Source organism: Hydrogenophaga sp. FW305-3-2-15-A-LB1 (assembly GCF_058787875.1).
The window spans coordinates 32,797-51,596 of sequence record NZ_JBYTAE010000009.1 but is presented as its reverse complement, the minus strand read 5'-3'; the positions used below and the strand labels follow the sequence as shown (position 1 = coordinate 51,596).

The 18,800-nt window shown below is 67.3% G+C and carries 15 protein-coding genes; 12 read left to right on the top strand and 3 right to left on the bottom strand.

What is annotated here, in order from left to right:
• Positions 1-4 precede the first annotated feature (4 nt).
• The gene (gene pcaB / locus AC3WPZ_RS04410; RefSeq protein WP_492438391.1) at positions 5-1,351 is read left to right on the top strand and encodes a 3-carboxy-cis,cis-muconate cycloisomerase; all 1,347 of its coding nucleotides are present in this window, start codon (positions 5-7) and stop codon (positions 1,349-1,351) included.
• Here the strand turns inward: pcaB and AC3WPZ_RS04405 are convergent.
• Positions 1,317-2,267 carry a LysR family transcriptional regulator gene (locus AC3WPZ_RS04405; RefSeq protein WP_382322438.1) on the bottom strand — a complete coding sequence of 317 codons (951 nt, stop codon included), beginning with the start codon at positions 2,265-2,267 and terminating at the stop codon, positions 1,317-1,319. The genes pcaB and AC3WPZ_RS04405 overlap by 35 nt on opposite strands.
• A gap of 134 nt (positions 2,268-2,401) precedes the next feature.
• On the opposite strand from AC3WPZ_RS04405, the gene AC3WPZ_RS04400 reads away from it, so the two are divergent.
• Complete coding sequence (locus AC3WPZ_RS04400; RefSeq protein WP_382327906.1) at positions 2,402-3,379, top strand: Bug family tripartite tricarboxylate transporter substrate binding protein; 978 nt, start codon at positions 2,402-2,404, stop codon at positions 3,377-3,379.
• A 345-nt stretch (positions 3,380-3,724) separates the two neighbouring features.
• Here AC3WPZ_RS04400 and AC3WPZ_RS04395 read toward each other — a convergent pair whose 3' ends face one another.
• Entirely contained in the window at positions 3,725-5,614 is a 1,890-nt protein-coding gene (locus tag AC3WPZ_RS04395) for a hypothetical protein (RefSeq protein ID WP_492438389.1), read from the bottom strand.
• 258 nt (positions 5,615-5,872) lie between these two features.
• On the opposite strand from AC3WPZ_RS04395, the gene AC3WPZ_RS04390 reads away from it, so the two are divergent.
• Genes AC3WPZ_RS04390 through AC3WPZ_RS04380 form a run of 3 tightly spaced genes read left to right on the top strand, consistent with a single transcriptional unit; the run spans position 5,873 to position 8,626 of the window.
• On the top strand, positions 5,873-7,129 hold the full coding sequence (locus AC3WPZ_RS04390) for an FAD-binding oxidoreductase (protein ID WP_492438387.1): 1,257 nt from the start codon (positions 5,873-5,875) through the stop codon (positions 7,127-7,129).
• A 48-nt stretch (positions 7,130-7,177) separates the two neighbouring features.
• A complete protein-coding gene (locus tag AC3WPZ_RS04385) occupies positions 7,178-7,918 on the top strand; it encodes an SDR family oxidoreductase (protein ID WP_492438385.1) in 741 nt (246 codons plus the stop codon).
• Between the two features lie 48 nt (positions 7,919-7,966).
• The gene (locus tag AC3WPZ_RS04380; RefSeq protein WP_382322443.1) at positions 7,967-8,626 is read left to right on the top strand and encodes a hypothetical protein; all 660 of its coding nucleotides are present in this window, start codon (positions 7,967-7,969) and stop codon (positions 8,624-8,626) included.
• Between the two features lie 73 nt (positions 8,627-8,699).
• Here AC3WPZ_RS04380 and AC3WPZ_RS04375 read toward each other — a convergent pair whose 3' ends face one another.
• Positions 8,700-9,443 (bottom strand): TetR/AcrR family transcriptional regulator, encoded by a 744-nt coding sequence (locus AC3WPZ_RS04375; protein WP_382322444.1) that lies wholly within the window; start codon positions 9,441-9,443, stop codon positions 8,700-8,702.
• 278 nt (positions 9,444-9,721) lie between these two features.
• On the opposite strand from AC3WPZ_RS04375, the gene AC3WPZ_RS04370 reads away from it, so the two are divergent.
• The 7 genes from AC3WPZ_RS04370 to AC3WPZ_RS04340 are packed head-to-tail and all read left to right on the top strand — an operon-like array spanning position 9,722 to position 18,721.
• Entirely contained in the window at positions 9,722-11,299 is a 1,578-nt protein-coding gene (locus tag AC3WPZ_RS04370) for an ABC transporter substrate-binding protein (protein WP_444688861.1), read from the top strand.
• 21 nt (positions 11,300-11,320) lie between these two features.
• On the top strand, positions 11,321-12,262 hold the full coding sequence (locus tag AC3WPZ_RS04365) for an ABC transporter permease (RefSeq protein WP_492438382.1): 942 nt from the start codon (positions 11,321-11,323) through the stop codon (positions 12,260-12,262).
• A gap of 22 nt (positions 12,263-12,284) precedes the next feature.
• Complete coding sequence (locus tag AC3WPZ_RS04360) at positions 12,285-13,226, top strand: ABC transporter permease (protein WP_382327902.1); 942 nt, start codon at positions 12,285-12,287, stop codon at positions 13,224-13,226.
• Between the two features lie 2 nt (positions 13,227-13,228).
• Positions 13,229-14,866 carry an ABC transporter ATP-binding protein gene (locus tag AC3WPZ_RS04355; RefSeq protein WP_492438380.1) on the top strand — a complete coding sequence of 546 codons (1,638 nt, stop codon included), beginning with the start codon at positions 13,229-13,231 and terminating at the stop codon, positions 14,864-14,866.
• Positions 14,863-16,359, top strand: a complete 1,497-nt coding sequence (locus tag AC3WPZ_RS04350; RefSeq protein WP_492438378.1) for a M81 family metallopeptidase — start codon at positions 14,863-14,865, stop codon at positions 16,357-16,359. The genes AC3WPZ_RS04355 and AC3WPZ_RS04350 overlap by 4 nt, the downstream gene beginning before the upstream one ends.
• A gap of 26 nt (positions 16,360-16,385) precedes the next feature.
• Complete coding sequence (locus AC3WPZ_RS04345) at positions 16,386-17,678, top strand: aspartate aminotransferase family protein (protein WP_492438376.1); 1,293 nt, start codon at positions 16,386-16,388, stop codon at positions 17,676-17,678.
• Complete coding sequence (locus tag AC3WPZ_RS04340; protein ID WP_492438374.1) at positions 17,675-18,721, top strand: phosphotriesterase family protein; 1,047 nt, start codon at positions 17,675-17,677, stop codon at positions 18,719-18,721. The genes AC3WPZ_RS04345 and AC3WPZ_RS04340 overlap by 4 nt, the downstream gene beginning before the upstream one ends.
• Positions 18,722-18,800: the final 79 nt, after the last annotated feature.

Below are 18,800 nucleotides of genomic sequence, written 5' to 3'. Positions count from 1 at the left end.
CACCATGGCATCCACCATCATCGATTCGCGCATCTTCGGCGACATGTTCAGCGACGCGCGCATGCGCGAGGTCTGGTCCGACGAGAACCGCACGGCCAAGTACCTCGACATCGAGCGCGCGCTGGCCAAGGTCCAGGGACAACTCGGCATCATTCCGCAGGAAGCGGCCGACGAGATCGTGAAGAACTGCGAGCTGTCGCAGATCGACTGGGTCAAGCTCAAGGCCAAGACCGAACAGATCGGCTACCCGATCATCGCGGTCGTCAACCAGATCAACGCCAACTGCCGCGACAAGCTGGGCGAGTACTGCCACTGGGGCGCCACCACCCAGGACATCACCGACACCGCCGCCGTCCTTCAGATGCGCGAAGGCCTCGCGCTGGTGGAGCAGGACCTGGACGAGATCGGCGACGCGCTGGCCGCGCTGGCCCGCAAGTACCGGGACACACCCGTGATCGGCCGCTCCAACCTGCAGCAGGCCACGCCCATCACCTTCGGCTACAAGATGGCCAGCATCCTGGCCGGCATCGACCGGCACCGCGAGCGGCTGCAGCAACTCAAACCGCGCGTGCTGATGGGCGAATTCGGTGGCGCCTCGGGCACCTTGTCGTCGCTGGAGAAGGGCGCGATGGAAACGCAGGCGGGGTTGATGAAGGAGCTGGGCCTCGCCCAGCCGCTGATCTCCTGGCACACGGTGCGCGACACCATCGCCGAGGTCGGCGCCTTCCTGGGGCTCGTCGGTGGCTCGCTCGGCAAGATCGCGATGGACGTCAAGCTCATGATGCAGACCGAAGTGGCCGAGGTGTTCGAGCCTTATGCGCCGGGGCGCGGCTCTTCCTCCACCATGCCGCAGAAGCGCAACCCGATTTCCTGCCTCTACATCCATGCCAACATCTCGGTTGCACGGCAGCACGCCGCCGCCCTGATGGACGCGATGGTCGCCGACCACGAGCGCTCCACCGGCCCTTGGGAGATCGAGTGGGTGTCGCTGCCCGAGATCTTCTGCCTGATGTCCGGCGCGCTGAAACAGACCAAGTTCGTGCTCAAGGGCCTCGAAGTGGACGCCACCCGCATGCGCGCCAACATCGACATCACCCACGGTCTGGTGATGTCGGAGGCGGTGATGATGGGCCTGGGGCCCTACATCGGCCGCGAATACGCGCACGACCTGGTCTACGACCTGTGCCGCCAAGCCTTGAAGGAAAACCAGCCTCTGATCGAGATCCTGGCCGTGCACCCGGAGATCACCGCCCACGTGACCCGGGCCCAGCTCGAAGCCATGTGCGAACCGGCCAACCACCTGGGCCAGGCCGGCGTCATGGTCGATCGCGTGCTCGCGGCGCGGCGCTGAGGCCCTCGGCGGCCTTGCCGCGTTTCGCCTTCATCTCCGCGAAGAATTCATACAGCTGCAGCGCCGCCGGAGAAAGCGAGCGGCCCTTGCGCCGGATCAGCCCGACTTTGCGGGTGACGATCGGATCCACCAGCGGCACGCTCACCAGCAGCGGGTGGCCGGGGGCGGGCATGGCCATCGACGGCACCGCCGCCACGCCCAGGCCCGCTTCGACCAGGCCCAGCATGGTCGTCACATGCTGGGCTTCGTAGATGTTCTGCGGCAGGCCGGGCTGGCCGGACAACGCCTGGTCGATCAACAGGCGGTTGCCCGAGGCCTTGCTCACCGAGATGTAGTCGTACTTGGCCAGTTCGGCCCAGGACACGCGGCGCTTCTTGGCAATGGCGTGATCGCGGCGGCAGGCCGCCACGAAGCGCTCCTCCAGCAGCGGCTTGAACTCGATGTCGGGTTCCTGGCTGCCCATGAAGTTGAGCCCGAAATCCGCCTCGCCGCGCGACACGGCGGACAGCACCTCGTTCGCGCTGGCGTCGAAGATCTTCACCCGGATCTTGGGGTACTGTTCGCGGTAGCGCGAGATCACGTGCGAGATGAAGTAGTACACCGTGGACGGCACGCAGGCGATCGTGACCTCGCCCATGCGGGTGCTGCCCACCCCGCGAATGCCCAGCAAGGTGTTGTCCAGCTCGTCCAGCAACTGCTGCACTTTTCGGTCGAAGTCGCGGCCGACGGCTGTGAGTTCGACCTTGCGCGTGGTGCGCTCCAGCAGCTTGACCCCCAGGGCCTCTTCCAGCTTCTCGATGCGCCGGCTGAACGCGGGCTGCGACACGTGCAGCGCGTTGGCGGCCTTGCGAAAGCTGCTGAGTTCGGCCACGGCGCGGAACGCCTGCAGGTCGTTAAGGTTGAAGTTGATGGCCATGGCAGCTTGGAGGGTGTTCTGGTTGATCCAAATTGTGCATCAATGCTTCACAAACATGCAATTTACTTGGCATAGGACAACAGCGACGATACGTTCCGAGATTCAAAGCCACCCCCACCCATCGGAGAAGACAAATGCAGATTCAGAAAAGACGCGTGCTCAGCACCGTGGCCCTTGCGATCACCGCCACCTGGGCGTGTGGCAGCGCGCTGGCGGCGTACCCTGAAAGGACCATCAGCATCGTGGTGCCGACGTCGGCGGGCGGCGCCAACGACGCCATGGCCCGGACCATCGGCCAGGCCCTGTCGCTGCTGCTCAAGCAGTCCTTCATCGTGGACAACAAGGCCGGCGGCAATGGCGCGATCGCCAGCGAGTTCGTGGCACGCGCCGCACCCGATGGCTACACGCTGATGCTGGGCTACATCGCCACCCATGCGATGAACCCCGCGCTGCAGAAGCTGCGCTACGACCCCGTCAAGGACTTCGAACCGGTGGGCATGGTGGGCTACTCCGCCACGCTCATGGTGGCCAACACCCAGGTGCCCGCCAACAACGCGAAGGAGCTGGTGACCTTTATGAAGGCCAACCCGGACAAGATCAACTACGCGTCGGCGGGCAACGGCACGGCACCGCACTTCGCGGCCGAGATGTTCAAGCTGTCCACCGGCACCGCGATGACGCACGTACCTTACAAGGGCTCCGCACCGGCCGTGACCGACACCATCGCGGGCCAGACGCAAGTGATGTTCCCCAGCCTGTTCACGGCGATGCCGAACGTGAAGAACGGCAAGCTCAAGGCCCTGGGACTGGCCGGCTCCAAGCGGTCACCGCTGATGCCCGACGTGCCCACGCTCAAGGAGCAGGGCATCAACAACGTGGACGTGTCGCAGTGGTACGCCATCTTCGCGCCCGCCAAGACACCCAAGCCGGTGCTGGAGCAGTTGAACAAGGCGCTGAACCAGGTGCTCGCCGACCCCAGCGTCGTCAAACGCCTTGAAGAGCATGGGGCTGAAGTCGACGCGATGGGCCTGGACGAGATGCGTGGCTTCCTACAGGCCGAGCAGGTGAAGTGGAAGCAGGTGGTGCAGGCCGCGAAACTGAAGGCCGACTAAAGTTCCACTCGACGCAGCTGCTCTCACGCATTTTTTCACGTGATTGTGTTGTCTTCCATTGAAAACTGACCCAGTGGAGATGCGGACGAAAACTTTGACTTGCGGCATAAACCAGTCCACGTATTTGTCCGCACCCCTCGGGGGGGGGTGATGCGGACGTTTACTTGGACTGGTTTGACACCGGAAGTCCAGTCTCAGGAACTTTGGCACCGAAGTAGGCCAGTCGCACCAACTTCGACCCGAACCGAGCCAGCCCTATGGCACGAGGTCTCGTAAGTTCTTGATTGTTGGAATGCGCCAGAGCAATTACCGTGGCGCCCTACGTGACGAATCAACGGCCCGCCGTCATGGGCCCGCTTTGTCTGCTGAACCCCAGGAAAGCACGCACAGCCTGACGGAGATCCTCTCCTCAAACCAAGGCATTGCGCCACCGGGCTGGTGGATCGAAAGACCCAGGACCTTGTCTTCCAGGCGGCTCTCGGCATTGAAAAAATGCGCGGCCGCTTCGGTCGAGACCAGCGCGGGTGACAACAGGAAACCGGTCTGGCCCGCCTCGCGCAGATACCGGAAATCGGTGCTCCCCATCGGGGTGGCGATCGTCATGCGAAGAACGGGGGGACCGGTCAACACGCCCAGGATCCGTCCGAACCAGGTGGTTTCCACGTCCATCTCGGCCCAAACCGCTTGATCCGGGCCCACGGAGGGAATCAGCAGGGGCAGATCGAACTCCGTTTCAGACGTGCGGCACCGCTCGGACTGCGCCAGCGGCGAAGCACGGCGCGTCAACAGCAGGGCGTTCGGCGTCTGCCGGTCAACTTGGTACTGCCGTCGGTAGGCTCCCAGGGTGAGCGGATCTTCCTGGGCTGCGTAGCGGCCATCGATGGGCACGACGCTGAAAACCACCGACCGCGGAGCCTGCGGGCTGGCGAGGAAATCCGCGTTGCGCGCCGACATGTAGCGGCTGGTGGCAAAGTAGGACTGAAATGCGGGCCGCGAGGCGATCGGTAACCCCGACGCGTAAGCCAGACTGAACTCGAAGGGGAAGACATCGATGGGGCCTTCAACGCCCACAAATGGCAGGGCTGAGCGCGCCTCCGTGAGCGCCGTCTCGTGGTGACGGCGCCTGTCGGCATCCGAGGCGGCCCGGTATCCTGGGTCCAGCACATAGCGGATGCGATTCTCCACAGCGTGGACGTATCCTGTGATGTAGCCCCCCTGCGGGAGCACGGATGCCGAGATGTGGATGACCAGCAAAGCCGCTGCCATCGCCACCGCGGCAATCACACGCCGGTGGTGGCGGGTCGGGATGTCGACGCTTGGGCTCCCAAGTTGCACGGCGCACAGCAAGGCCAGCGCGAGAAACGAAGCTCCGGGATTCGCGCCATGCCGAACAAAACCCATCTTGTAGGCCACCAGCAGATACCCCAGCGTGAGGAGGCTGAGCACGGTGCTGGCAGGCTGGGTCATGCGCAGCGTCGCAGCGAGAAGGACTGCGGCGCCAACGATGTAGGCGCCATGCAGCGCGAGCGGCGCGGGCAGTCCCATGTCCGCGTTGTAGGCCAGCGAGACATCGACATAGCCGCGCAGAAAGGCGAACACGCCTGAGACATCCTGACCGGACAACCAGAACAGCAGGACGAAGGACAAGACAAAACACACGGGGACAATGGGCCGGTAGTCCCGCACGGTGAAGCGGTAGATGCTCGCCAGGACAAGGGCGGGCAAGGTAAAGAACAGGGCGTTCGCCTTGACCAGGCATGCAAACGCGGCGGCGAACGCGAGCAGAACCGAAAGCGCGAGTTGCGCGGCATTGCCCTGCTGTCTGCGGCATTCATGGTGGCACAGCAGCAAGGCCGGCAGGAGCAGGTACACATCCCGCCAGATGCCCATCAGCAGGGTGAGGCTCCCCCAGGCCAGCAAAGCCCCTGCGCTCCTGATTTGCAGTACCAGGAAACAACCGATGCCCACCATCAGCAGGAAGGCGGCCTTGTAGAGCAGCCTTTGCTGATGGGATTGTTCGAAGTAAATGACCGACTCGATGAAAGACAACGGCCCGTAGTTGAATAGGATCTGACTGCCGTGCTGAAGTTTATTTTCATGGGCGTACCCCAGCATCACGTGCCAAGACAAATCGAGCCCGCGCATTGATGGTGCGAAATCCCCGTACAGCAAATACCCGAGCATGAACAGCGTTCCGGCAAGCGGCACCGCGAAAGAGAGAAGTCGGGTTTTCATGGATGGATGGACGTCGAGCGAGAACTGTTTTTTTTATCGGCGAACCCTGCGGCCGTTGTCCATTCCAGCCCGTGGCATGGACAACTCCCATGCTAGCATCGCCGCCATGCGTCCACCTCGCCTCTCCATCACCATGCGATGCATTGGTGGTGCCATCGGCCTGGCATTGGACTGCACCATCCACCGCGAAAGCGTTGCACCCCAGGCGGCCTGATGGAGTTGCATGGCTGGGGTCGCTATCCGAGGCAAGAAGCCCATGTGGCCGAGCCGCTGTCGAGACAGCAGTGCATGCGTGCCGTGCCTGGCGCCTTGCCACTGATCGCTCGCGGGCGGGGGCGAAGCTATGGCGACAGTGCGCTGGGCCCCCAGGTTCTTTCAACCCGCTATCTGGATCGGTTTCATGACTTTGATCCGGAGACGGGTGTGCTTTGCTGCGATGCAGGTGTTTCGCTGGATGACATTCTGCGAACCTTCGTGCCACGCGGCTGGTTCCTGCCCGTCATGCCCGGCACACGCTTCATCACCGTCGGCGGTGCCATTGCCAGTGACGTCCACGGAAAGAACCACCACCGTGACGGCACCTTCAGCGCCCATGTTGCGTCGATTCGGATTCTTTTGGGCAACGGGGAGTGCGTGGGTGCGTCCCCATCCGACAAGGCCGAGCTTTTCCACGCCACCTGTGGCGGGATGGGCCTGACCGGCGTCATCGTGTCCGCCGTGTTGCGGCTCAAAGCCATCACCGCCAGCGACATCCTGGAGACCAGGATCAAGACACCCAGCCTGGACGCGGTGCTCGAAGCCTTTGACGCGCACGCCGCAAGCGCCTATTCGGTCGCCTGGATCGACTGCATGGCGCGTGGCACCCACCTGGGCCGCTCCATTCTCGTCATGGGGGAGCAATGCACCGAAGGCCCGCTGGTCGCACAACAGGTCAAGGCCCTTGGAATACCTGCCGAAATGCCCTCGGGTTTGCTCAATCGAGCGGTGGCCAAGATGTTCAATGCCGCCTATTACGGCCGGGCACGCGCCAATGCACAAAAGTCGCGCAAGCCGTTCGAGTCATTTATTGCCCCGCTGGATGCCATTGCCGGGTGGAGCAGCTTGTATGGCCGCCCTGGATTTCTGCAATACCAGTTTGTATTGCCCAAGGCATCCGGTGCGGACGGATTGCGGGAAATACTCCAACACATCGGTCAATCCAGACTCGGTGCTTTCCTCGCTGTTCTGAAATTGTTTGGCGACGCCAATGCCAACCCGTTGAGTTTCCCCCTGAAAGGGTATTCGCTGGCGGTGGATTTCAAAGCGGAAGCCGCGACATTTGAACTGCTCGACGTGCTGGACAGCATCGTTGCCGCGCATGGCGGGCGGCTGTATCTGGCCAAGGATGCCCGGATGAGCGAAGCCATGTTCAAGGCGAGTTACCCACGGTGGCAGGAGTTCGAGGACGTGCGCGCACGCTGGCATGCCCACGGCAAATTCATGTCGACCCAGTCCCGTCGACTGGGTTTGGCATAAGCGCTGCACGCAGGCACGCCCTTCAGATTCATCTGTACCCAACAAATCATGACGAGAATTTTGATCATCGGTGCGACTTCAGCCATCGCGAAAGCGACGGCGCGTCGCTGGGCGCGCGAGGGGCATGAGCTCTATCTGGTCGGGCGCGACAGGGATCATCTGCACGAGATCGCGGGCGATCTGAAAGTTCGCGGCGCTCAGTCGGTCCAGTGTGCGGCGCTGGACGTGAACGACTTTGCACAGCATGCCGCTGTGATCGACGCCGCCGCAGGCGCCCTCGGGGGGCTCGACGTGGCCCTGATTGCCCACGGCACATTGGGCGATCAAAAAGCCTGTGAGCAGGATTTCCAGACCGCGCTCCAGGAACTGAACACCAACGCCATCAGCGTCATCTCGTTGCTAACCCATCTGGCGAACCAATTTGAAGCGCAAAAGCAGGGCGCCATCGTCGTTCTCGGTTCGGTGGCCGGCGATCGCGGCAGGCAATCCAACTACGTGTACGGCACCGCGAAAAGTGCCGTGGCGACGTTCCTGCAAGGCCTGCGCAACCGATTGCACAAGTCGGGCGTCCAGGTCTTGACGATCAAGCCGGGGTTCGTGGACACACCGATGACGGCGGCATTCGACAAGAAGGGGCCGCTTTGGAGTTCTCCCGATGCCATCGCCCAAGAGATTCTTCGCGGCATCGCCAAGCGACGCGATGTCGTTTACGCGCCCTGGTTCTGGTGGGGCGTGATGGCCATCATCAGGTCCATTCCCGAGCGCCTCTTCAAGAGGTTGTCGCTCTAACCCTTGCCGACCGGCGGCGAGGTCGGCGCTTGTGTCAAAGTCGCGGTCATGACTTCCCGCACGAGCAGCGCCGCCGATTTCCTTCTGGCGCCTGAGGTTCAACAGATCCTCAAAACCGTTTTCGCCAACCCCACCCAACCGCACTCGAGGTCCGCGCTCGCCAAGGCGACGCGGCTGACGCCCGACGATGTCGAGCGCACGCAGCAGCACCTGCTGCAGAGCGGCATTCTGATCCAGCACCCCGCCGAAGCCGATGGCGAGGCCGGGCCGGTGAGCGCGAACACCGGCTTCGTCTTCTACGCCGAGCTGCGCCGCATCGCGCTCAAGTCCTTCGCCGCGGCGGAGCCGCTGCGCGCCATGCTGCGCACCAAGTTCAAGGACTCGGTGCTGCAGGCCGTGCTGCTGGGCGAGGACGCCGAGGGCACGCTGAACCTGCTCATCGTGCACGGCGAACGCCTGCCCGATGCCGCCGCCATGGCCGCGGCCTGCCAGAAGCTGCGGGGCACGCTGGGGCGCCACCTTCAGGTGCACGTGCTGAGCCACGCCTCCTTCGAGGCCCATGCGGCGCGAACCCAGTTGGCGCGGCGCCTGGCCTCGGGCGAAGCGATGCAGATCCTCGCCCCGGGCGAGACCAAAGCCCAGGCGCCCAGCGGGCGCGGTGGTCTCTTGCAGGCCGCCAAGGCGCGCTTGACGGCGTTCAGGCTCTGACAGGGCTCAGCCCTTCAACAGCGCGAGCGGTGGCACGCCAAAGCAGACACTTTGGCGCCCGGCGGCGACCGCCTCAGCTCGCCTGGGGCGCCTCGCCGCGCAGAAAGACCTCGAGGCCCCCGAGAAAAATCTCGACGTGGGCATCGAAGCTGCTGTTGAGCGGCACGTCGGTGCCGTTCTGCCAGCGCAGGATGAAAGCGCGGTTGGCCAGCAAGGGCAGGTAGCGCACCAGCGTGGGATTGGCCAGCGGGTCGATGGAGCGCACCCGGCCTTCCAGCGCGGTGGCCCAGCCCTCGGGATCGTCGGTGGGCAGGGGCGCCAGTTCCATCGTCATGAAACCCATCATCGCGGAGATGACGCAGTTGTAGGCCTCGCGCAGGTTGGCCTCGGTGGCGCCCGCTTCCAGCAGGGCCTGGATGACGCCTTCGATCAGGTCGGTGCTCAAGGCGCCGTTCGACGCCAGCTGCGCACCGATCAACTGCGCCACGTTGGGGTGCTTGCGCACGGACTTGCGGTAGCGGTTGAACAGCTTGCGCATCCAGGCGCGCCAGTCGCCTTCGCCGCGTGGCGGCACCACACCGGCCATCACCAGGTTCGACACCTCGGCCAGCAGCGCGTCCTTCGACGCCAGGTGCCAGTAGATGGTGCTGGGGTACACGTCCAGCGACCGCGCCACGTCCCGCATGCTGAACGCATGGATGCCCACCCGGTCGATCTGGGCAAGCGCCACCTCGACGATGAGCTCGCGCGTGATGGTGCTGTTGGTGGGCCTTCCCGCCGTCTTGCGGGCGGGCTTGGAGGAAGCTGAGGGGGGCATGGCGTCGAGACGGCGTTGAGGATGCCGGGCCGATGGTACACGCTCCACCCCCGCGCCATGCACCCTTCCCGGGCGCCCCAGCGGCCCGTTTGGTGCGTTGCGCGCACCGTTGTCGGGCAAGGGCTCCAGCCTGCCGCCTAGGGTTATCCCTCTCCTGTCGCCATGCTCCATCCGACAAAATCTAATTATCCAGTGAACAATAAAGTAATTGTCATGCGTGGCATATTGCTTGCTTGAAGCTGAACGTCCCCACTCAACGTGTCCACCAAGGAATGCCCATGCCCTTCACGCGCCGCTTCATGTTCGCCTCCACCCTGGGGGCTGCCCTCGTCCTCGCGGCGTCGTCCGCCCTGGCGCAGGGCAGCACGTTCCGCCTGGTGCCTTCGTCCGATCTGAAGGTGCTGGACCCGGTCTGGACCACGGCCGTGGTCACCCGCAACCACGGCTACATGATTTACGACACGCTCTTCGGCACCGACGCCAAAGGGCGCATCCAGCCGCAGATGGTCGAGTCCCACAGCGTGAGCAGCGATGGCAAGAGCTGGACGTTCAAGCTGCGCGCCGGCCTGGCCTTCCACGACGGCCAGCCGGTGACGGCCGAGGATGTGCTCGCCTCGCTGGCGCGCTGGGCCAAGCGCGACCCCATGGGCCAGCGCATGTACGCGGTGCTGGACAAGGCCGAGGCGGTGTCGGCCGGCAGCTTCCGCCTGGTGTTCACCGAACCGTATGGCGTGGTGCTCGAGTCCCTGGGCAAGCCCTCGTCCCTGGTGCCCTTCATCATGCCCAAGCGCATCGCCGACACACCGGCCGACAAGCAGATCGCCGAGCACATCGGCTCGGGCCCGTACGTCTTCAAGGCCGACGAGTTCCGCCCGGGCGAGCGCGCCGTTTACCTGAAGAACGACAAGTACGTGCCGCGCACCGAAGCCCCCTCGGGCACCACCGGCGGCAAGACGGTGAAGGTCGATCGCGTGGAGTGGGTGGTGCTCAAGGACGCGCAGACGCAGGTCAATGCCCTGGTCAACGGCGAGGTCGACATGCTCGAGTCCGTGCCCTTCGAGCACTACAACGCCCTGAAGGCCAACAACCGCATCACCACCGCAGCCGCGGCCGGCGGGCAGTACCTGCTGCGCTTCAACCACCTGGTGCCGCCGTTCAACGACGTGCGGGTGCGCCAGGCCGCCATGCTGTCCATGAACCAGGACGCGCTGCTGCGCACGCAGGTCGGCATTCCCGAGCTGTACAAGACCTGCATGTCGGTCTACCCCTGCGGCTCGCCATTGGCCTCGACCAAGAGCCTGGGCTTCACCGACAAGCCGCAGTTCGCCAAGGCGCGTGAGCTGCTGAAGGCCGCGGGCTACAAGGGCCAGCCGGTGGTGCTGCTGCACGCCACCGACAACAGCCTGCTGGCCAAGCTGCCGCCGGTGGTGGCGCAGCTGCTGCGCCAGGGCGGCTTCACCGTCGACATGAAGTCGATGGACTGGGGCTCGGTGGTGGCGCGCCGCGCCAAGAAGGAGCCGGCGAGCCAGGGAGGCTGGGACGCCTTCGTGACCTACTGGGGCACCGAGGACGCGCTGAACCCGATCAACTACGCCCCGCTGTCGGCCAACGGCGAAGCCGGCTGGTTCGGTTGGGCCAGCGACGAGCGCCTGGAGCAGCTCCGCTCCGCCTACGCGCGCGCCACCACCGAAGCGCAGCGCAAGCAGCTGGCCGACGACATCCAGGTGCGCGCCTACGAGATCGGCGCCTTCGCCCCCATGGGCGAGCTGCTGCGCCCGGTGGCCTTCCGCAAAGGCGTGGTCAGCGGCGTGCTCGTCGGAGCGACCAACGTCTACTGGAACATCAGCAAGCCCTGACGCACCGCCGGTCCCCACGCCATGTACACCTTCATCGCCCGCCGGCTGCTTTCGACGCTGCCGGTCCTGATCTTCGTCGCGGTCTTCGTGTTCCTGATCCTGCGTTTGACGCCCGGCGACCCCGCGGCGCTCATCGTGGGCGACATGGGCACCGAGGCCGACCTCGCCCGCGTGCGCCAGAACCTGGGGCTGGACGGTTCGCTGCCCTCGCAGTTCCTGATCTGGATCGGGGAGCTGCTGCGCGGCGACCTGGGCGAGTCCTACTACTTCAAGACCAGCGTGGCCACGCTGATCGCGCAGCGCCTGGAGCCCACGCTCTCGCTGGCCGCGCTCACCATCGTGCTGGCCGTGCTGATCGCCGTGCCGCTGGGCGTGCTCGCGGCGGCGCGCCACGGCGGCTGGCTCGACCGCATGCTGATGGGCTTCTCGGTGCTGGGCTTTTCGGTGCCGGTGTTCGTCATCGGCTACGCGCTGATCTGGCTGTTCGCCCTCAAGCTGGGCTGGCTGCCGGTGCAGGGTTATGCGCGCCTCTCTTCGGGCGTGGGCCCCTGGCTCGCGAACCTGGTGCTGCCCGCCATCACGCTCTCGCTGGTCTACACCGCGTTGATCGCGCGGGTCACGCGCGCGGCGGTGTCGGAGGCCTTGACCGAAGACCACATCCGCACCGCGCGGGCCAAGGGCCTGGCCGAGCGCGCCGTCCTCATGCGGCACGCGCTGGCCAACGCCGCCGTGCCCATCGTCACGGTGATCGGCATCGGCATCGCGCTGCTGATCGGTGGCGTGGTGGTCACCGAGACCGTGTTCGCCATCCCCGGCCTGGGCCAGCTCACCGTGGACGCGGTGCTCTCGCGCGACTTCCCGGTCATCCAGGGCGTGATCCTGCTGTTCTCGGTGGTCTACGTGCTCATCAACCTGCTGATCGACCTGAGCTACGTGCTGCTGGATCCGCGCATCCGCTACTGACCGACCTGCCCGAATGACGACCATGACCTCCGATCCCCGCGACCTGCCCTCCGTGGCCCCCGAAGAAGCCACGCCGGCTCGCCAACGGCCCTCCACCTGGCGCCTGGTGCGCGCCAACGGCGCCGTGCGCGTCGGCGCCTGCGCGCTGGCCCTGCTGACCTTCGTGGCCCTGGCCGCGCCCTGGCTGGGCACGGTGGACCCCTCCGCCATCGACCCGGCCAGCATCAACATCGCGCCCGGCACGCGCGCGCCCTTCACCGACCTGGCCGGCGACGCCAGGGACCACCTCTTCCTGCTCGGGGCCGACGGCTTCGGGCGCGACACCTGGAGCCGCATCGCCTACGGCGCGCGCGTCTCGCTGCTGGTGGGCGTGGCGGTGGCCGTGCTCGCCATGCTGGGCGGCGGCCTGATCGGCCTGGTGGCCGGCTACTTCCGCCGCCTCGACGGCGTGCTGATGCGCCTCATGGACGGCTTCATGGCCATCCCCAACATCCTGCTGGCCATCGCGCTGGTCTCGATGTGGCGCGCCAGCCTGCTGACCATCGTGGTGGCCATCGCCATTCCCGAGATCCCGCGCGTGGCGCGGCTGCTGCGCTCCATCGTGCTCTCGGTGCGCGAGGAACCGTACGTGGAAGCCGCCGCCGCGCTGAACACACCGACCTGGAAGATCCTCTGGCGCCACATCCTGCCCAACGCCGTGGCCCCGCTGATCGTGCACGCCACCTACGTCTGCGGTTCGGCCATGCTGGTCGAGGCCATCCTCTCCTTCCTCGGCATCGGCCTCTCGCCCGAGATCCCGACCTGGGGAAACATCATGTCCGAGGGCCGCGTCAACTTCAACGAACACCCCGAGAACGTGCTGTTCCCGGGCGCCTTCCTGGCGCTGACGGTGCTGGCCGTGAACATCCTCGGGGACGGCCTGCGCGACACGCTGGACCCCAAACTGCGCCGCCGCGGAGCCTGACCATGACCCTTTCCCACGCCGCCATCGAGCCCGTGCTGACGGTCCACGACCTCACGGTGCAACTGCCCCCCAACGCCGACCGGCCCCATGCGGTCGAGCGCATCAGCTTCGAGGTCTTCGCCGGCCGGACCACCTGCCTGCTGGGTGAATCGGGCTCGGGCAAATCCGTCATCGCGCAGACCGTGATGCGCCTGCTGCCGCCCGCCGTGTCGCCCGTGCGCGGCAGCGTGCGCCTGCTCGGCGAAGACGTGCTGGCCATGCCGTCGGAGCGCCTGCGCCGCGTGCGCGGCGAGCGCATGGCCATGATCTTCCAGGAGCCCATGACCGCGCTCAACCCGGTCATGACCTGCGGCCAGCAGCTCGACGAGATGCTGGCCGTGCACACCGATCTCTCGCCCGCCGAGCGGCGCGAGCGCATCCTCGAGGTGTTCGGCCGCACGCGCCTGCCCTCGCCCCCGCGCATCTTCGGCGCCTACCCGCACCAGCTCTCGGGCGGCCAGCGCCAGCGCGTGATGATCGCCATGGCGCTGATCCTCAAGCCCGCGCTGCTGATCTGCGACGAGCCCACCACCGCGCTGGACGTGACCACGCAGTCCGAGATCCTCAAGCTCATCCGGGAACTGCAGCGCGAGAACGGCACCGCCGTGCTCTTCATCACGCACGACTTCGGCGTGGTGGCCGAGATCGCCGACCACGTGGTGGTGATGCGACTGGGCGAGATGGTCGAACAGGGCCCCAAGCTCGCGGTGCTGCAGGCCCCGCGCGAGCCCTACACCCGCATGCTGCTCTCGGCCGTGCCGGGTCTCGAGCCGGTGCGGCGCGCGCCCGTGGCCGAGGCCGCGCCCCTGATCGAGGCGCGTGGCCTGGCCAAGACCTACAGCACGCGGCGCCTCTTCGGCGGCCGCAAGGACGTGCACGCCGCGCGCGACGTGTCGCTGCGCGTGCGCCCCGGCGAGACGGTGGGCATCGTGGGCGAATCGGGTTCGGGCAAGTCCACCGTGGCGCGCTGCATCGCGCGCCTGATCGACCCCAGCGCGGGCGAGGTGCTGTCGCACGGCGAGGCCGTGGAGAAAGCCAGCGGGCGCCGGCTCAAGGCGTTCCGCGAGCAGGTGCAGGTGGTGTTCCAGGACCCCTACCGCTCGCTCAACCCGCGCCAGACCGTGGGCGAGTCCATCATCGAAGGCGCGGTCAACGCCGGCCAGCGCCACGAACAGGCCTGGGCCCGCGCCGAGGAGCTGATGCGCCTGGTGCGCCTGCGCCCGGACGCGCTGCACCGCTACCCGCACGAGTTCTCGGGCGGCCAGCGCCAGCGCATCTGCATCGCGCGCGCGCTGGCCTGCAACCCGCAGGTGCTGATCGCCGACGAAGCGGTCTCGGCGCTGGACGTGTCGGTGCAGGCGCAGATCCTCGAGCTGCTCGACGACATCCAGCAACGCCTGCGCATCGGTCTGCTGTTCATCACCCACGACCTGCGCGTGGCCAACCAGATCTGCGACCGCATCATCGTGATGCACCAGGGCGCCATCGTCGAGGAAGGGCCGGCGCACCAGGTGTTCGCCGACCCGGCCCACGCCTACACCCGCGCCCTGCTGGACTCGGTGCCCGGCCGCGGCTTCGCCTTCCACGGAGCCACGGCATGAACGCCCCCCAAGTGGTGGTGGCCCGGCTCAGCCACGAGAGCCACGCCTTCAGCCGGCTGCGCACCACGCTGGCCGAGTTCGGCCGCGAGGAGCTGCTGTTCGGCGACGAGCTCGTCGAGCGCATGCGCGGCACGCGCACCGAGCTGGGCGGCATCATCGACGCCGCGCAGGCGCAGGGCTGGCAGCTCGTGCCCACGGTCAGCGCCTGCGCCTCCACCGCCGGGCCCGTCACCCGCGCGGCCTACGACGCGCTCACCGAGCCCATGCTGCGCGCGCTGGCCGAGCATCCTCACGTGGCCGCCGTGGTGCTGTCGCTGCACGGCGCGATGTTCGTCGAAGGCCTGCCCGACCCCGAAGGCGATCTGCTGTGCCGCATCCGCCAGCAGGTCGGCCCGCGCGTGGTGGTCGCGGCCACGCTGGACCTGCACGCCAACGTCACCGACGCCATGGTGCGCTACGCCGACATCCTCACCAGCTACCGCACCACGCCGCACGTGGACCAGTACGAGGCCGGCCAGCGGGCCTGCGCGCTGGTGGGGCGCGCCCTGGCCGGCGAGATCTGCCCGCGCGTGCACCTCGCGCGGCGCGACATGATCGCCGGCATGGACCTGGGCCGCACGCTGCGCGAGGGCCCCATGACGCGCCTGCACGCCCGCGCGCGGGCCTGGGAGCAGCGCGAGGCGGCCGTGCTCGATGTGAGCCTGAACGCGGGCTACTACATGGGCGACGTCTACGAAGCCGGCCCCTCGGTGCTGGTGGTCGGCGACGGCGACGCCGCGCTGTGCCAGCGCGTGGCGGACGAGCTGATCGACGACGCCTACCGCTGGCGCGACCAGAAGACCGTGCACCTGCAAAGCGTCGACGAGGCGCTGGCGCGCTGCCGCGAGCCGGCCCAGGGCCGCGGCCCGCTGATCCTGGCCGACTACACCGACGGCCCGGGCGGCGGCGGCTACGGCGACGCCACCGCCCTGCTGCAGGCCCTGCTGGCCGCCAACCTGCCGGGCACGCTGGTGGGGCTGCTCCACGACCCCGAGAGCGCCCGCCAGGCGATCGAAGCCGGCGTGGGCCAGGCGCTGGACCTGCGCATCGGCGGCAAGACCGACCCGGCCTTCGGCGGCGGGCCCGTGGCCGTGCGCGCCCAGGTGCTCGCGGTGTCCGACGGCCGCTTCGTGCGCACCGGCCCCTTCAAGACCGGCACACCGGCCTCCATCGGCGCCAGCGCCCTGCTGCAATGCGGCGAGGTGCAGGTCATCGTCGCCAGCAACCGCGTGCAGGCCGAGGAGCGCGGCCAGTACCGCGTGCTCGGCGTGGACGTCGAGCGGCTCAACGTGCTCGCCCTCAAGGGCATCAACCATTTCCGCGCCGACCTCGAACCCATCGCGCGCGGCATCGTGTTCGTGGAATCGGGCGGCATCCACGCCACCGACCTGCGCACCCTGCCTTACCGCAACGTGCGGCGCCCCCTCTGGCCGCTGGACGACACCGCCGGCTGATTTCCCCTGCCTTCTCTGACCATCACATGAACCTCGACACCGAACTGAGCCAGCTGCGCGACGCCTACGTGGCGCGCCACCCCCAGAGCCAAAGCCGCTACCAGGCGGCCACCGCCGTCATGCCCGGCGGCAACACCCGCTCGGTGCTCTACTACGAGCCCTTTCCGCTGGCCATGGCCCGCGGCGAAGGCGCCCGCCTCTGGGACGCGGACGGCCATCCATACCTCGACTTCCTGGGCGAGTTCACGGCCGGCCTGTACGGCCACAGCCACCCGGTGATCCGCGAAGCCATCCAGGCGGCGCTGGACGGCGGCATCAACCTCACCGGCCACAACCTGCTCGAAGCGCGGCTGGCGCAACTCGTGACCAGCCGCTTCCCCTCGGTGCAGCGCCTGCGCTTCACCAACTCCGGCACCGAGGCCAACCTGCTGGCCATTGCGGCGGCCAAACACTTCACCGGGCGGCAGAAGATCCTCGTGTTCAAGGGCGGTTACCACGGCGGCGTGCTCACCTTCGCCGCCGGCCACTCGCCGATCAACGTGCCGCACGACTTCGTGCTGGGCACCTACAACGACCAGGCCGGCACCGCCGCGCTGGTGGCCGAGCACGCGAAAGACCTGGCCGCCATCCTGGTCGAGCCCATGCAGGGCGCCGGGGGCTGCATCGTCGGGCGCCCCGAGTTCCTGGCCGACCTGCGCCGCCTCGCCACCGAGACCGGCGCGCTGCTGGTGTTCGACGAGGTGATGACCTCGCGCCTGACGCCGGGCGGGCGCCAGGCCGCCCTGGGCATCGCACCGGACCTGACCACGCTGGGCAAGTACATCGGCGGCGGCATGTCCTTCGGCGCCTTCGGTGGCCGCCAGGACGTGATGGCGCTGTTCGACCCGCGCGTGCCGGGCCACCTGGGCCACGCCGGCACCTTCAACAACAACGTGATGACCATGTCGGCCGGCATCGCGGGCCTGAGCCAGGTCTACACGCCCGAGGTGGCGGTGGCCTTCAACGCGCGCGGCGACGCGCTGCGCGAGCGCCTGAACGCGACCGCCCGGGCGCGCGGCACCCGCCTGCAGTTCACCGGCCTGGGCACGCTCATGAACCTGCACGCCACGCCGGGCGAGATCCGCCACTGCGACGACATCCCCGCCGCCGAACAGATCGTCAAGGACCTGTTCTTCTTCCACATGCTGGCCCACGGCTTCTACGTCGCGCGGCGCGGCTTCATCGTGCTGTCGCTGCCGCTGACCGACGAGGACCTGGACCGCTTCCACGGCGCCTTCGAAGCCTTCGTGGACCGCTACGGCCAGGGCCTTCAGCCATGAGCGCCGCCGAGCCGCGCCAAGGCCGCGTGCAGACCGTGCTCGGCCTGGTGGACCCCGCCGAGCTGGGGCCCACGCTCATGCACGAGCACGTCTTCATCGACCTCACGCCGCCCCCGCTGCGCCTGAACCCGCCGGCCGAGCAGGAAGCCGACATCGAGCTCTGCAACTGCTGGGGCATCGCCTACGGCCAGAAGCCCTTCATGCGCAACTACCGGCTGGACGAGACCGACGTGGCCGTGGCCGAGTTGCGCGACATGAAGGCCGCGGGCGGCGCCTCGCTGGTGGACCTCACGGTGGGCGGCCTCAACCCCCAGCCCGATCGGCTGGTGGAGGTGGCGCGGGCCACCGGCGTGCACATCGTCATGGGCTGCGGCCACTACGTGAACGACTACCAGCACCCGGCCAACCACACGCGAACGGCCGACGACTTCGCGCGCGAGATGGTGGAGCAACTCACCGTGGGCGCCTGGGGCACCCAGGTGCGCGCCGGCATCATCGGCGAGATCGGTTGCCAGGCCCCGTGGACGGACCTGGAGCGGCGCGTCATGCACGGCGCGCTCACCGCGATGCAGGCCACCGGGGCCGCGCTCAACGTGCACCCCGGGCGCGACGCCGACCAGCCGATGGAGGTGGTGGACTTCATTCGCGCGCGTGGCCTGCCGGTGGACCGCGTGGTCATCAGCCACATCGACCGCACCATCTTCGACGACGAGCGGCTGCTGCGCCTGGCCGACACCGGCTGCGTGATCGAGTTCGACCTGTTCGGCTGGGAGCAGACCGCCTACCCGGCGGCCGACATCGACATGCCCAACGACGGCGCGCGGCTGCGCATGGTCAAACTGCTGGTCGACCGGGGCCACCGCGATCAGGTGCTGATCAGCCACGACATCTGCACCCGCACGCGGCTGGGCCGCTACGGCGGCCACGGCTACCAGCACATCTTCGCCAACATCGCGCCGCGCATGCTGCGCCGCGGATTCACCCAGGCCGACGTGGACACCATCCTGGTGAAGACCCCGCGCCGCCTGCTGACGTTGATCTGAGCCAAGCGCACCCGCAAGCCATTTCCTTTCCCCCTCCCCGACAGAGCGCTGCGCGCGCGCCCCAGGGCGCACGTGCCGG